Annotated in this window: 14 protein-coding genes; 10 read left to right on the top strand and 4 right to left on the bottom strand. The window is 73.1% G+C overall.

Annotated elements, in window-relative coordinates:
• The first annotated feature begins 217 nt into the window (after window positions 1-217).
• The 5 genes from IF55_RS35440 to IF55_RS35420 all read left to right on the top strand — a co-directional run bounded on the left by IF55_RS35440 (window position 218) and on the right by IF55_RS35420 (window position 2,918).
• Window positions 218-487 carry a type II toxin-antitoxin system Phd/YefM family antitoxin gene (locus tag IF55_RS35440; protein ID WP_030893235.1) on the top strand — a complete coding sequence of 90 codons (270 nt, stop codon included), beginning with the start codon at window positions 218-220 and terminating at the stop codon, window positions 485-487.
• Between the two features lies 1 nt (window position 488).
• Window positions 489-947 carry a type II toxin-antitoxin system VapC family toxin gene (locus IF55_RS35435; protein WP_037967589.1) on the top strand — a complete coding sequence of 153 codons (459 nt, stop codon included), beginning with the start codon at window positions 489-491 and terminating at the stop codon, window positions 945-947.
• A gap of 85 nt (window positions 948-1,032) precedes the next feature.
• Window positions 1,033-1,779, top strand: coding sequence for a DUF1838 family protein (locus IF55_RS35430; protein ID WP_030893230.1), 747 nt, complete (start codon window positions 1,033-1,035; stop codon window positions 1,777-1,779).
• 123 nt (window positions 1,780-1,902) lie between these two features.
• Window positions 1,903-2,250 (top strand): hypothetical protein, encoded by a 348-nt coding sequence (locus tag IF55_RS35425; RefSeq protein ID WP_030893227.1) that lies wholly within the window; start codon window positions 1,903-1,905, stop codon window positions 2,248-2,250.
• Window positions 2,247-2,918, top strand: coding sequence for a nucleotidyl transferase AbiEii/AbiGii toxin family protein (locus IF55_RS35420; protein WP_030893226.1), 672 nt, complete (start codon window positions 2,247-2,249; stop codon window positions 2,916-2,918). The genes IF55_RS35425 and IF55_RS35420 overlap by 4 nt, the downstream gene beginning before the upstream one ends.
• A gap of 170 nt (window positions 2,919-3,088) precedes the next feature.
• On the opposite strand, the gene IF55_RS35415 is transcribed toward IF55_RS35420, so the two are convergent.
• Together IF55_RS35415 and IF55_RS35410 are read right to left on the bottom strand one after the other, a co-directional pair.
• Window positions 3,089-4,801, bottom strand: a complete 1,713-nt coding sequence (locus IF55_RS35415) for a BCCT family transporter (protein WP_245661671.1) — start codon at window positions 4,799-4,801, stop codon at window positions 3,089-3,091.
• 239 nt (window positions 4,802-5,040) lie between these two features.
• Entirely contained in the window at window positions 5,041-6,276 is a 1,236-nt protein-coding gene (locus tag IF55_RS35410) for an FAD-dependent monooxygenase (protein ID WP_245661669.1), read from the bottom strand.
• Between the two features lie 130 nt (window positions 6,277-6,406).
• Here IF55_RS35410 and IF55_RS35405 point away from each other — a divergent pair, with 130 nt between their 5' ends.
• Window positions 6,407-7,021 (top strand): PadR family transcriptional regulator, encoded by a 615-nt coding sequence (locus IF55_RS35405; protein ID WP_030893219.1) that lies wholly within the window; start codon window positions 6,407-6,409, stop codon window positions 7,019-7,021.
• A gap of 203 nt (window positions 7,022-7,224) precedes the next feature.
• Here the strand turns inward: IF55_RS35405 and IF55_RS35400 are convergent, their stop codons facing one another.
• On the bottom strand, window positions 7,225-9,237 hold the full coding sequence (locus tag IF55_RS35400; RefSeq protein ID WP_030893217.1) for an AfsR/SARP family transcriptional regulator: 2,013 nt from the start codon (window positions 9,235-9,237) through the stop codon (window positions 7,225-7,227).
• Between the two features lie 140 nt (window positions 9,238-9,377).
• Here IF55_RS35400 and IF55_RS35395 point away from each other — a divergent pair, with 140 nt between their 5' ends.
• Together IF55_RS35395 and IF55_RS35390 are read left to right on the top strand one after the other, a co-directional pair.
• Entirely contained in the window at window positions 9,378-10,268 is an 891-nt protein-coding gene (locus IF55_RS35395; protein ID WP_030893216.1) for an alpha/beta fold hydrolase, read from the top strand.
• A 220-nt stretch (window positions 10,269-10,488) separates the two neighbouring features.
• The gene (locus IF55_RS35390) at window positions 10,489-11,340 is read left to right on the top strand and encodes an HpcH/HpaI aldolase/citrate lyase family protein (RefSeq protein ID WP_030893214.1); all 852 of its coding nucleotides are present in this window, start codon (window positions 10,489-10,491) and stop codon (window positions 11,338-11,340) included.
• Window positions 11,341-11,621: 281 nt separating this feature from the next.
• Here the strand turns inward: IF55_RS35390 and IF55_RS35385 are convergent, their stop codons facing one another.
• On the bottom strand, window positions 11,622-12,008 hold the full coding sequence (locus IF55_RS35385) for an STAS domain-containing protein (RefSeq protein WP_030893212.1): 387 nt from the start codon (window positions 12,006-12,008) through the stop codon (window positions 11,622-11,624).
• Between the two features lie 603 nt (window positions 12,009-12,611).
• On the opposite strand from IF55_RS35385, the gene IF55_RS35380 reads away from it, so the two are divergent.
• Window positions 12,612-13,118: an ATP-binding protein gene (locus tag IF55_RS35380; RefSeq protein WP_048833109.1), complete on the top strand. Its 507-nt coding sequence runs from the start codon at window positions 12,612-12,614 to the stop codon at window positions 13,116-13,118.
• Window positions 13,119-13,343: 225 nt separating this feature from the next.
• A partial coding sequence (locus tag IF55_RS41295; RefSeq protein ID WP_048833111.1) for an ArsR/SmtB family transcription factor occupies window positions 13,344-13,700 on the top strand: 357 nt, incomplete at its 3' end.

The raw sequence follows: 13,700 nt of genomic DNA, 5'->3' as shown, positions 1-13,700 counted from the left end.
AGCAGTTCCGGGCGGTGGCCAGCCGCTACGACAAACGCGACTACATCTACAACGGCACCCTCACCTGCACCGCAATCGTCATCTGGCTCCGCGACACCACCCAAGAGCCATCAGAAACGACCTAATACCAGGACCTCGCGCGACCACCACTCGCACAACCGGCGTCCCGGTAACGGGGCCTGTAGCACTCGGTGCCACCCGGTGCCATACTGAAGGAATGGCAGCACAGCCAGAGATCACTCAGCGCGACCTGCGCAGCCGTTCCAAAGAGATCATGGACGCGGTCCAGGGCGGGCAGTCCTTCACCGTCACTCGCGACGGGCACCAGATCGGGGAGCTGACCCCGCTTCGCCGACGCCGGCGGTTCGTTCCGCGCTCGGAGTTCGCCGCCATGTCCCGCACAGCGTCGAGCGTCTCCCTGGAGGCGTTCCGATCCGATCAGGACGCCACTGCCGTGCAGGAATCGGACGATCCCTATGACCGCTGATATGGCCACTGAGCACACGCAGGGCCTCCTCGACACCAACATCGTCATCCTGCGCAAGTGGATCAACCCTGAGGAGCTCCCCGCCGAGGTGGCGGTCAGCGCCATCACGCTGGCGGAACTCTCCGCCGGCCCACATGAGGTGCGCAGAAACGAGGAACAGGACGACTACGACGAGCACGCGGAGCGGGGGCGCCGTCTCGACATCCTGCAACGTACCGAGAACGAATTCGATCCCATCCCCTTCGGCACCGAGGCCGCCCGCCTCTACGGCAGAGTCTGCGCCGCCGTCGTCAGCGCCGGCCGCAAGCCCCGGCGCAGAGTCGCCGACCTCATGATCGCCGCCATCGCCATCGCCGAAGAACTGCCCCTCTTCACCACCAACCCCGACGACTACAAAGGCCTTGACGAGCTCCTCACCGTCGTGCCCGTCACTCGCCCCACAGTCCTCCACGACCGCTGATACCTGCCCGCCGCCCCAACCGAGGCGATGTTTCGCGCGCGAGAAAGGCAGACGGCGCGCGGAGGGCTCCGGCACAGTACTCACTATGACGACACCTGCTGAGCTGCTGCGCTCCTTCGCCCGTACGCGGGCTTCGCTCGATGGGGAGGAGGTGACGTACTGGTGGACAGGGGACGTGTACTCGTGGGCGCCGGACGAGCCGTATCAGCGGGTCTTCGGGCTTGAGGGGCTCAATGTGGCGCGGCTGGTCGAGGATGCCGAGGCCGGGCCGGATGCCTATCAACTGCTCACGCGTGAGGCGGCGTTCTATCTGGACCCGGTGAGCCGGGAGATTCTGGAGACGTGGCAGGACCTGCCGGTGGTGCACATCTGGAACGACCCGGCGAACCAGAAATGGCGGCCGTTCCCGATTCCGACGACCGAGCTGGGCGGGCAGGTCTGCTTCAGCCTGGAGATTCCGCTGGCGTACCCGTCGCCGCTGCCGGTGGCCGAGTATCCGGTGCATTCGGCCGGCGACACGTACAAGGCCCTGGAGCTCTTCCAGTTCTTCGCCGACCGGGCCGACCTGGCGGGGCCGGCGCCCAGTGTTCCGGCCACGATGTCCTGGACCCGGATGTCCCCGTGGCTCCCCTGGATGGCCCGCGGCCAGGCGCCCGGCGGGCTCACCTTCCACTGCCGCGGCCGCAAACTCGCCTCGTACGCCGACGTCCCCGAGCGCACCCGCGCCTACATCGCCGACCACCACCCGGAGTTCGCCCACGCCCCGGAGAAGTGGAGCGAGCCGAACGAGACCAGTTGGACGTACTTCCGCAAGCTCCACCCGCCGAAGTAGCCGCCCCCAGGCTTCCTCCGCTGTCAGGTCAGCAGCCCGCCTCGGCTTCTCCCCGGGCGAGTCGAGGCGGGCCGGCGGATAGATAGGGGGCTCAGCGCCGGTCCTTTCCTGGATAATCGACGTATGGCAGTACAGCCCGGTCTTTCCGACCTCCGCCGCGCCAAGTTCGCTCGGCGCTTGCCCGCCGCGCTCTCCGAGCTCGCCGGCCCCGCGCACGGCACCGTCCGGCTGCCGCTTCACCTGGCCTGGTCCGGGCTGACCGCGTTCGATATCGATCAGTCCCGATTGCGGATGAGCTACTACCGCATCGTCCTGGCCGAGGGCCTGCACGACGACCTGGTCCGGTACCTCAACCGGGACCTCCTCGTCAGCCTGTGGCCCACGCTCCGCACCCTGGTCAGCCGCGATGTGCGGTCCGTCTGGGAGAACGCCTTCGACGAACTGGCGCAGAGCGCCCAAGCCGCCGCGTGAACCTCACCGACCTGCACCGTCGCTTGCTCACCGACGTCCTCGCCGTGGGCGGGGCCTACCCGCTGGCGCTCACCGGCGGGTACGCGGTCCAAGCGCATGGCCTGGTCGACCGGCTCAGCCAGGACCTCGACGTCGCTACGGAGAACCCGGACCGTATGGAGGACATCGCGGCTGTCGTACTCACCGGCCTGGAGGAGCGTGGGTGGCGCGTACGAGCTTTGGAGACAGACCCGCTGTCCGCACGTCTGATGGTCACGGAACCTGCCAGTAGCGAAGAGTGCGAGGTCGACATTCTGAAGGAGGCGCTCTGGCGCCCTCCCGTGCGCACCGAATACGGCCTGGTGCTGTCCCTTGAAGATGTCGTCGGGACCAAGGTCCGCGCCCTGGCCGACCGGGGACTCGCCAGAGACCTGATCGACGTACAAGCCGCCGGTCACCGTTGGTCCCACGTCGAACTCGAAGAACTCGGCCGGCGCCACGCCCGTGACGCCTTCGACCTCAGCGAGCTCCAGGCTCGGCTGGTCGGAGCCGACTGGATCGACGACACGGAATTCGCCGCCTACGGGCTCGGCGAGCGGACGATCACCGAGCTGCGGCAGTGGACGCAGATGTGGGCCGACGACATTGGAGAGCGGCTCCAGGAGCTTGAAGTTCCGCACGAGGACTGACCCGCCTCGCGCGGACAGCGGCCGCAGCAGCCGCAGCGGCTACAGCGGCCGCCTCGGCTACTGGGCTACTCGGCTCGGCGAAGGTGCTGGCTCCGCCGGCGCCGCCCCTCCCCGCACCGGGCCCGCCCGGGCCCGCCGGTGCGGGGCCTCGGGTCAGGAGCGGGTCTCGCTCACGGCGTCGGGGTGCGGGTCGGCTCGGGTTCGGGCTCGGCGGGCTCAGGGGTCGGCTTCGGGTCTTGTGTCGGCAGCCGCCCTCGGCCCCTGCCCGTGGGGTGAAGGAGCCCCTGTTCCCCTGCCATTTCCTTGGCTACCCGGGGGGCCGTCCACAGGGTGGGGAGCATGATGAAGCCGACCGGGACGGCGGTGACGACGATGAAGGACTGGAGGGCGGTGATGCCGCCGTCGCCGACGAGGATGAGGACGGCGGCGGCCGCGCCCATGAGGAGGGCCCAGAAGGCGCGTACGGCTCGGGCGGGTTCGCCGGTCCGCGTGCCGGCGGCGGAGATGCTGTAGGACATCGAGTCCGTGGTGGTGACCACGAACGTGATGGTCAGGATGAGCAGGGCCACCGCCACCACGGCCCCCATCGGCAGGCGTTCCGCCATGGAGATCACGGCCGCGTCCATCCCCACGGACTTGAGCGGGCCGGAGATCGTGCCGGGGTGGCGCTGTTCCAGGAAGATGCCGGTGCCGCCGAAGACCGTGAACCAGAACATGGTCGCCAGCGGCGGGATGATCGCCGTGGAGACCACCAGGTCGCGGACGGTGCGGCCCTTGGAGATGCGGGCCACGAAGATGGACATCAGGGGCCCGTAGCCGAGGAACCAGCCGAAGAAGAAGACCGTCCAGGAGCCCAGCCACTGGTGGTCGCCGCGGTTGAGGGCGAGGGGCACGAAGTCCCGTACGTACGTGCCGAGTCCGCCGAGGAACGAGTCGAGGACGAAGCCGGCCGAGCCGAGCACGAGGAAGACCGCCATCAGGGCGACGGCGAGCCAGACGTTGGCCCGGCTGAAGAACTGGATGCCCTTGTCGATGCCGCTGGCCACGGACGCGACCGCGACCACCGTCAGCAGCACGATCACGGCGAGCTGCACCGGGTAGCCGCCGGAGATGCCGAAGACCTTGGACAGGCCGTACGAGACCTGGAGGCCGAGGAAACCGATCGGGCCGACCGTGCCGGCCACCACCGCGATGACGCAGACGATGTCCACCGCCGCCCCCAGCCGCGAGTGCCGCACCCGCTCGCCGAGGAGCGGGTACAGCAGCGTGCGCGGGCGCAGCGGCATGCCGCGCTCCTGGCCGCGGATCATCACGATCGAGGCGAGGGTCCCGAGCACGGCCCAGGCCAGAAAGCCCCAGTGCGCGAAGCTCTGGGAGAGCGCCGCGTTCGCCGCCTCCTGGGTGCCGCTCTTGACGCCCTCGTAGAACGGCGGCGTCCGCACGTAGTGCTGTACGGGCTCGCCGGCCGCGAAGAAGACCCCGCCGCCCGCGAGCAGCGTCGACATGATCATCGCGACCCACTGGAACCGGCCGTACTCCGGCCGCGCCCCCGCCCCGCCGAGCCGCACCCGCCCGTACCGCGAGAACCCCAGCCACAGCGCCACGCCGAACGTCGCGAGCAGCAGCACCTGCCACAGCGGCCCGAACCACCGCGCCACAAAGGTGAACACCGTGTTCACCGCGTCGCCCGTGGCCGTCGGCGCGATCAGCGCCGCCAGGACGAAGGCGATGAGCAATCCGCCGCTGACGGCCAGCACGGGGATGTCGGTGGCGCGGTCGCGGTCCAGACGCGGCCGCGGGTGTTCTTCTCCGTCCGGCGCTGCCTGCTCCCCCTCCTCGGGGGTATCCGCGCAGGCAGCGGTTCGGGCATGGGGAGTCGGCATGGGGTTCCTTGCTGAAGGGGTCATTCCGCGCACGGGGCCACCACACGGGGGCATGACGCACCACAAGGAGTCACGCGCTCACACGACGCCGGACCGCTCGATGCACGGGGCAAACGGAAAGGGTCCTATCCATGGAGCTTTGCGGTCAAATCCGCCCCCCGGGCCAGGGAACGGTCGTCCCGCTCCAGGTCGCCCTCCCTCCCCCCTTCAGGGCCCCTCCCCTCAGGCCCCCTCCCCCCTCACCACGACCCCACCGGCTCCCCCGCCGTCGCCCGCTTCTCCCACTCGATCCGGTGGAAGTGCAGCGGCCGCAGCATCTCCTCCGGCGACGGGAAGGCCGGAGCCGCCTTCTTGCCCGCCTTGACCTCGTTGACCGCCGCCGCGTTGCCGCCGATCAGTTCCACGCGCGGGCGGCGCAGCGCCTCGTACGCGGCGAAGGCGGCCCCGTACGAGGGCAGGTCGCGCAGGCAGCGGGCCAGTTCGACGGCGCTCTCCAGGGCCAGCGAGGCGCCCTGGCCGGAGCTGGAGGACGGGGCGTGGACCGAGTCGCCGAGGAGGACCATGCGGCCGCGGTGCCAGTGCGGTACGGACGGCATGCGCTCCATCGGGCCGACCGCCATCAGGTCGGCCGGGTCGGCGTGGCGGAGCATCCGCTCGCCCGGTACGTGGCCGGCGTACAGCTCGCGCAGGCGCTGCAGCCACTCGGCGGAGGGCGTGCGGGCCACCTCGGCCTGGGTCAGCGGGGTGTCCGCGGGGAGCCCGGCGAACCAGATCAGCCGCCCGTCCGCGGCCTGCCAGTGGCCCATGAACGTACGGCCGAAGGCGAAGTGCATCATGCCCGGCTCGGCCTCGACGCCGCAGTCGGCGGGCGCGTAGCCGCCGAAGCTCAGGATGCCGGCGTACTCGGGGGCCGGGGCCAGCGGGTCGATGAGGGTACGGACGGTGGAGCGGATGCCGTCGGCGCCGATCAGGATGTCCGCGGTCGCCCACGTGCCGTCCGCGAAGCGGGCGACGACGCCGTCGGGCGCCTCCTCGGCGGCGACCAGCCGCTTGCCGAACTCGACGGCGACACCCTCGGCCGCCGCGTGGTCGGCCAGCGCCCGGTACAGCCGGTCGCGGCGGAGCGTCAGCGTGGGCGGCAGCTCGGAGAAGCCCTCGAAGGCGGTGAGGCGGTTGCCGGCGCCGTCCGACATCACGACGCCGGGCACCGGATGGCCGACGGCTCGTACGGCCGCGTCGGCGCCGACGGTCTCCAGCGCGGCCAGGCCGTTCGGCGCCAGCCCCAGCCAGGCCCCGACGCCGTCCGCCGCCGCGGGGTACGCCTCGTACACCGTCGCCTCGATACCCGCCTTGCGCAGCGCCAGCGCCGCCACCGGGCCCGCCACTCCGCCGCCGATCACCAGTGCCGTACGGACGCGGGAGCCGGGGGTCCGGTGGCCGTTCTTTCCGCTGTCGTTGGTGTCCAACATTTCCATAAGTCCTCCTGAGGAGCGTGTGGAGCGTCTCGGCGCACGGTCCGGACGAAGGACGACGAGCGCCACAGCTTCATAGTTGCAGAGCTACTAGTCTCATTGCAACTAGTACCCCGCTCACTACGATGTCCCCATGACGACCGCCCCCGTGAAAAGCTCCCCCCTCGGCCTGACCGTGCTCGTGCTCCTGCACCACCGGCCGCTGCACCCCTACGGCATCCAGCAGCTCCTCAAGCAGTGGGGCAAGGAGCAGGTCGTCAACGTGGGGCAGCGCGCGGGGCTGTACCGCACCATCGAGCGGCTGCAGGCCGGTGGGCTGATCGCCGTCCGGCAGACGGAGCGCGACCAGCAGTACCCGGAACGGACCGTCTACGAGGTCACCGACGAGGGGCGGGCCGTCACCCGCGAGTGGCTGGAGCAGATGCTGGCCGTACCGAAGGCGGAGTTCCCCGTCTTCCCGGCGGCCCTGTCGAACATGCTCATGCTCGAACCCGACGAAGTGACCCCGATCCTGGAACGGCGCGCCGCCCACCTCGCCGACCAGCGCGCCGCCCTGGAACACCTCTTCACCGAGACCCCGCCCGGCATGCCGCGCATCACCCTCATCGAGAACGAATACCTCCTCGCCGTCCTCACCGCCGAAGAACGCTGGCTCCAAGGCGTCCTCAGCGACCTCCGCGACGGCCGCCTGACCTGGTCGCGCGAAATGCTCACCGCCTTCGAGGAGGCTTCCTCGCAGGCTGAGTGAGGGGGGCGGTGCGGCGGGCGGCCCGGCTCTCCGTCCGTTCTCGAAGAAGAAGCAGTTTTACGGACGCCGGGCCTCGTAACCCGCGGGGAACCGTGCGCCCGGAGCACCGCCCCGCACGCCGCCGAGGGGTGCTGCCCGTTCGCTGCCGACGCCGCGCTGGTGGGGCCGAGCCCGGCGCCGTACGCACCGGTCTGGGTCGGCGGCTAGGGCGAATCGCCCAACACGGCGTCGATGCCGTCGAGGTAGTCCCGTACCGGCCCGAAGTCGAGGAGGCCGCTGCCCGCGCCCGCCCGTTCGGCGGCGGCGGGGAGCAGGCGGGCCCGGGCGCGTACGAGGGTGGGGCGGTCGCCCGTGGCGAGGGCGGCGACGGCCTCCACGCAGCAGAGGGCTTCGTACAGCAGGTCGGCGGGCGGCTCGGGGAGGGCCCGGAGCGCCGGTGCCGCGGCCCCCGCCTCCGCCGTCGACGCCGGCGCCAGCGCCTCGGCCCATGGGCGGTACGGGCCCCACTCCTCGTCCAGGTCGACCGCGGGCAGCTCCGCTCCCACCCTCCCCGCTGGTGAGGAGCGCGCCCACCTCCGCAACCGCGTCCCGAGCAGGGCGAGCGGGAGGAGGCCGCGCTCCAGGCCGGGCATGCCCGCGCCGTCGAGCCGCGCGGCGGCGGCGCGGAAGGCGGCCTCGGACCCGGCCTCTTCGGAGGTGTCCTCCTCCCCCGTCGGCCGCATCGCGCGGTACCACTGCGTGAAGACGCCCGCGAGCGGCAGTTCGTGCCGTTCCGAGAGGCGGTCGATGGCCGCCGCGTGCGCGTCGGCGGCGGGGAAGTCGCCGAGCGCGCCGCGCGCCTGGAGCCGGATCAGGTGCCCGAGCACCTCGTACGTGACCAGGTTGTGGCGCGTGGCGAGCGCGAGGAGTTCGGCGCCGATGGCGTCCCGCTCCGGGGCGAGCCCGGCCCGGACGCAGGACTGCATGAAGCGGCCGTTGAGGGCGAAGGCCAGCAGCGCCGGGTCGTCGAGGCGGCGGGCGAGGCGTTCGGCCTCGCGGGCGGCGCGGGGGCCGCGCGGGGAGCGGGTGCCGCGCGACTCCAGCGCGATCGTGGCGAGGAGCCGGGCGCGCGCCGCGTCGTGCGCGCCCTCCGGCAGCGCGGCGAGGGTGCGTACGGCCGCCTCGACGAGCCGCCGCGCCTGCTCCGGGTCGTCGGCGCGGGTCCAGATCGCCGGGACGTCGTACGCGCCGATCACCCGCGCGGTCAGCTCCGGGTCGCCGTACTCCTCCGCCGCCGCCACCGCCTCCATGCGGTGCCGCCGGGCCGCCTCCAGCCCGCCGCCGCCCGTCACCGCCAGGCTCCGGATCAGCGCGACCGTGGCCTCCAGCCGCGCCCGCGCGCCGTCGCCCACCGTACGGTCGTACGCCGAGGCCGCCTCGGTCCACAGCCTGGCCGCCGCCGACGACGGCTCGCGCGGCGGGTCCAGCCGGGGGTCCTGGTGGAGGATGTCGCGCTCCAGGCGGCGCAGCTCGGGGCCCGGGTCCAGGCCCAGTTCGGCGGCGAGCGCGGTCCGCGCCCGGCGGAGCGCGGCGAGCGCGTCGCCCTGCCGGCCGGACCGGTACAGCGCCAGCGCCAGCAGCCCCCAGGCGTCCTCGCGCCAGGGCTGTTCGGCCAGGTGGGCGTCCAGGTCGGGGACGGCCTCGGCGGCGAGCCCGAGGTCGAGCACGGCCCGCGCCCGCCGCTCCACGGCGCGCAGCCGCAGTTCCGTCAGGCGGGAGCGTTCGCCGCGCGCCCAGTCCTCCGCCGCGAAGTCCGCGTAGGCGGGGCCGCGCCACAGGTCCAGCGCCTCTTCGAGCCGGGCGCGGGCGGCGGCGGTCGGCAGCCGCTCCGCCTCGGCGACGGCCGCCTCGAACCGCCAGGCGTCCACCGCGTCCGGCTCCGGCCGCAGCGCGTACCCGGGACCCTCGGTGACCAGCAGCCGGGCCGGGGCGCGCGGCGGCCGGTCGGGTTCCAGGGCGCGGCGCAGCGCGCCGACGAAGGTCTGCACGGCCCCGAGCGCGCCGTCCGGGGGCTCCTCCCACAGGTCCGCCACCAGCCGGCCGGCCGGTACGACGCGGCGGCGGGCCACCAGCAGCCGGGCCAGGACGGCGCGGTGCCGCGGGCCCTTGAGCGCGAGTACGCGGCCGTCGCCCTCGGCCACCAGCGGGCCGAGCACCCCGAACGTCACCCGCTCCATGACCTCACCGTACGCGCTGATCAGGTGCTGACCGGCGACCGGCAGGCTGGATTCCGGCACCGCCCCCCACGGCCGCCGAGGCCCCCGCGGCATCCTCGGCCCGGTCGCCTCACTCTTCCCGCCGACGAAAGGCCCGCCCCATGAGCACGACCGCTTACCCCACCATCCCCGGCTTCGAGCAGCGGCGCGTCCCCGTCGCCGAGGGCGTCGCCCTCCAGGCCGCCGTCGGCGGCTCCGGCTCGCCCATCGTGCTGCTGCACGGCTTCCCGCAGACGCACCTGATGTGGCGGCACGTCGCCGCCCGCCTCGCCGAGTCCCACACGGTCATCTGTCCCGACCTGCGCGGCTACGGCGACAGCGACAAGCCCGCCGACCCGGACGGCACCGCGTACGCCAAGCGCACGATGGCCGCCGACATCGTGGCGCTGGCCCGGGCGCTGGGCCACGAGCGCTTCGCGCTCGCCGGTCACGACCGGGGCGCCCTGGTCGCCGTACGGGCCGGGCTCGACCACCCCGACGCCATCACCCACCTCGCGGCGCTCGACGTGCTCCCGACCCTGGACATGTGGGACGTGCTGCACGGCACGAGCGCGGCCGTCGGCTTCCACCTCTACCTGATGGCCCAGCCGCCCGGCCTGCCCGAGCAGTTGATCAGCGGCAGCCCGGACGCGTTCTTCGGCCACTTCCTCGACGTCTGGACCCGCGACCCGGAGGCGATCCCCGCCGACGTGCGCGCCGCCTACCTCGCCGCCTCCCGCGACGCCGTGCCCTCGATCGTCGCCGACTACCGCGCCTCCGCCGGCATCGACGTCGACCACGACCGGGCCGACCTCGACGCGGGGAACACGCTGCGGATGCCGGTCACCGTCCTCCAGCAGGACTGGGGCGCGGCCCTCGGCTACGACGCGGCCGCGGTGTGGCGCGCCTGGGCGCCCGACCTGCACCACGCCACCGTCTCCTGTGGCCACTTCATGGCGGAGGAGGGCCCGGACACGGTCGCGGGCGCCCTCCTGGAGCTGCTGAAGCGCTGACGGCGGCATACGGGCCGGCAGCCGCGGAGCGGGGGCGGAGGGGGGCCGAGGCGGGGCGCCTCTCGGCGACAGGCAGGGGGCAGGGCAAGATGCGGAACGCCCAGCCGCCGCAGAACCAGGAGCCCCCGTGTCCGTCTCCGACCCGCACCCGACCGCGAGCCCGGCCTCGCCCCCGAACCCCGCCCCGTACCCGGACGGCCTCCCCCGCCCCCGGCGCTCCGTGCTCTACATGCCGGGCGCCAATGAGCGCGCCCTGGAGAAGGCCAAGACCCTCCCCGCCGACGCGCTCATCCTCGATCTGGAGGACGCCGTCGCGCCGGACGCGAAGGCCGCGGCGCGCGAGCGGGTCGCGGCGGCGGCCGCCTCGGGCGGGTACGGGCGGCGCGAGGTGACGATCCGGGTCAACGGCCCCGGCACCCCCTGGCACGCCGACGATCTGCGGGCCGCCGCCGCGGCCGGCCCGGACGCGGTCGTCGTCCCCAAGGTGGACTCGGCCGAGACCGTACAGGACGTGGAACGCGCCCTCGAAGCGGCCGGCGCCCCCGACCACACCGCCGTCTGGGCCATGCTGGAGACCCCGCGCGCCCTGCTGGACGCCCGTACGGTGGCCACCGCCGGCGAACGGCTGACCGTGCTCGTCCTGGGCACCAACGACCTGGCCAAGGAGCTCCACGCCGAGCACGTGCCCGGCCGTGCGCCCCTGCTGGCCGCGCTCTCCCTGGCCCTGCTCGCCGCCCGCGAGACCGGCCGGGCGATCCTGGACGGGGTCCACAACGACGTGCGCGACCTCGAAGGGTTCGAGGCCGAGTGCGTACAGGCCCGGCAGTTCGGCTTCGACGGCAAGACCCTCATCCACCCCTCCCAGATCGATCCCTGCAACCGCGTCTTCGCGCCGTCCGACGCCCAGGCCGACCACGCGCGACGGATCATCGGGGCGTTCGAGGAGGCCGCCCGGGAAGGGCGCGGCGTCGCGACCGTCGACGGCCGGATGGTGGAGAACCTGCACGTCGAGGAGGCCCGCCGGATTCTGGCCGCGGCGGCGGCGATCGCCTCCTCGTGTGATCCCCGGTAAACGCAGCATTCCAGCCCCGCCACCAATACATGGCCGAAGCCTGACTGTTCGCGTTCGGACTGTCGCCCTAGGGTGACGTTGCCCGGTCCCGGCATCGCGCGTTCTGCTCGCGGTCGCCGGCTCCGTGCCCATTCGCCAGCGGTCTTCCCTGGGAGATGGGGGCCTCCCCCGTGGTCCCCAAGCGTCCGGGGAAGACCGCTTTCCCATGTCGCGCGCGACCCACCGCGCCTGACGCCCCGTCAATAGACCGGGGCTCCCCATCGAGGCCCTATATCGCGAGGCTAAGCGGACACCCCATGCCCGCCCCGGTGCTCGGCGGGCCGCTCCAGCGCCGCGGGCAGGCCGTCCAGCACGGTGAAGGCGCGGTCGAGGCGGGTGAGGCGCAGGACGCGCCAGACCCTGGGGCAGGGCCGTACGATCCGCAACACGCCGCCCTTGTCGGCGACTTGACGCTTGACGCGCACCAGCATGCGCAGGCCGCTGGCGTCCAGGAAGGTGACCTCGCGCAGGTCCACCACCACGTCCGGGCGGGGTCGGTCCAGAAGTGACTCAACGTGACCGGCCAAGGTCACGGTCGACCAAATGTCCAACTCTCCGTACAACTCGATGACCAGCGTCCCGCCGGCCCAGCGGTCCCGCAATAGAAAAGTGGTCTCTCCGACACCCATGACCTTCCCCCGGTGGCTCCGGTAATTCCCCGCCCGTTACAGACCGTCGCAGCGCGCATCGCCACCGAGGTCCGGGGTGGCCCCAAAGCGCTCTGCCCTCATCATGCCCCGCGACGGGCCACTTGTACCGTCCCGGACCGCGCGTAGGCAGCGGTAACAAGCCTTGGACGCGCACTTTCGCCGACGCGGGGGCCGAACGCGGCCGCCCCGCCCGGCAGCGGCCGACGGCCGCACCCCGTTACCTTCCCAAGCGCTACGCTCCGTAATCACCTTCTCGTGTCAAGCTCAATCGAAAAACCCACTTCCGGCAAGGACGCCTGAGCTACCGTGAGTTGATGGCATCTCACGCTGCGCATTCGCCAGGACGGGGCGGCCGGGCACGCGGGGGCACGCGCCCCGGCGCCGGCCCGCTCGCGCGACGTACGGCCCGGGGCACCGCGCACCGGCAGCGGCCACCGCCCGCGCCGAGCCGGATCTGGCCGACCCCAGCACGCACGTCCCCCCACCCGCGTCCGCTCTCACCGGCTGGACGGGAGCCTTCAACGGCTGGACGCCGCCGGGCGGTTCGACGGCCGTACGCGCAGCGTCCAGCACGGAGACCACATGATGATCACGTCCCCGCCACCCCCCGCGACCTCCACGCCGCGCCCGGAGCGCCCCGCGCCCGCCCGCGAGGCCACTCCCCCCACCGCCGCACGCCGGGACTTCCCCGGCGAACTGCGCTGCGTGGGCGCGGCCCGCCGCTTCATCTCCCAGTACCTGCGCGGCAGCCGGTACGAACCGCTCCTCGACGATGTCGTGCTCCTCGTCAGCGAGCTGGCCGGCAACGCCGTCGTGCACACCCGCTCCGGGAACCGCGACGGCACCTTCACCGTGCTGCTGCTGCCGACCCCCTCCGCGCTGCGGATCTCCGTGCTCGACCAGGGCGGCCGCAAGGTGCCGCACGTCCGGCACGGCCGCGGGGAGCGGGGCCGCGGGCTCGGCCTGGTCGCCGCCATCGCCGACCGCTGGGGCACCGAGGGCGACGGCGGCGGCCGTACGGTCTGGTTCGAGGTCTCACCGCCCGCGGCGCGGCAGCCGGCCGCGCGGACGAGCGCGTTCCGCGCCTGAAAAGCGGGGCCCCGCGGAACCCGCAAGTCGCCGTGCCCCTCTTTGACTTCGGAGAGCCCCGCGCAGCGGGCTCCCACCCAGCCGCTCCGGGCCGCGGACCCGCCCCACGCCCCGCCGCCCGGAGCCGAATGGACGGGGTCCTGTCCGTACTCCCCCGAACGGCGGGACCCCGTCACCCACCCTCGCCCACCCCCGCCTCCGTCGGCGGCCGGTTACGATACTTGCATGGGAACGCAAGTTGAGGCATGGGACTCCGCCGCGGCCGACCGGGCGATCGCGGTACTGAAGGCGGTGGCCGACCCGACGCGGTACCGGCTGCTGTGGGCGCTGAGCCGCCAGGAACTCCCCGTCGGCAGCCTCGCCCAGATGCTCGGCGCGCACGTCGCGGCCGTCTCCCAACACCTGGCGAAGCTCCGCACGGCCGGCCTGGTCGAGTCCCGGCGCGACGGCACCCGCATCTACTACCGCGCCGTCGGCCCGCACGTCCGTGGCCTGCTCGAAGAGGCCGCCCTGGCCGCCTCCGCCACCTTCGACGACCCCGAACCCGCCATCCCCCCGGCCGCCCCCACCGCCACCCGAACC

The organism is Streptomyces varsoviensis, assembly GCF_000718635.1.
GTDB lineage: Bacteria > Actinomycetota > Actinomycetes > Streptomycetales > Streptomycetaceae > Streptomyces > Streptomyces varsoviensis.
The sequence above is the reverse complement of the archived record's forward strand: the minus strand, read 5'-3'. Positions and strand labels throughout refer to the sequence as shown.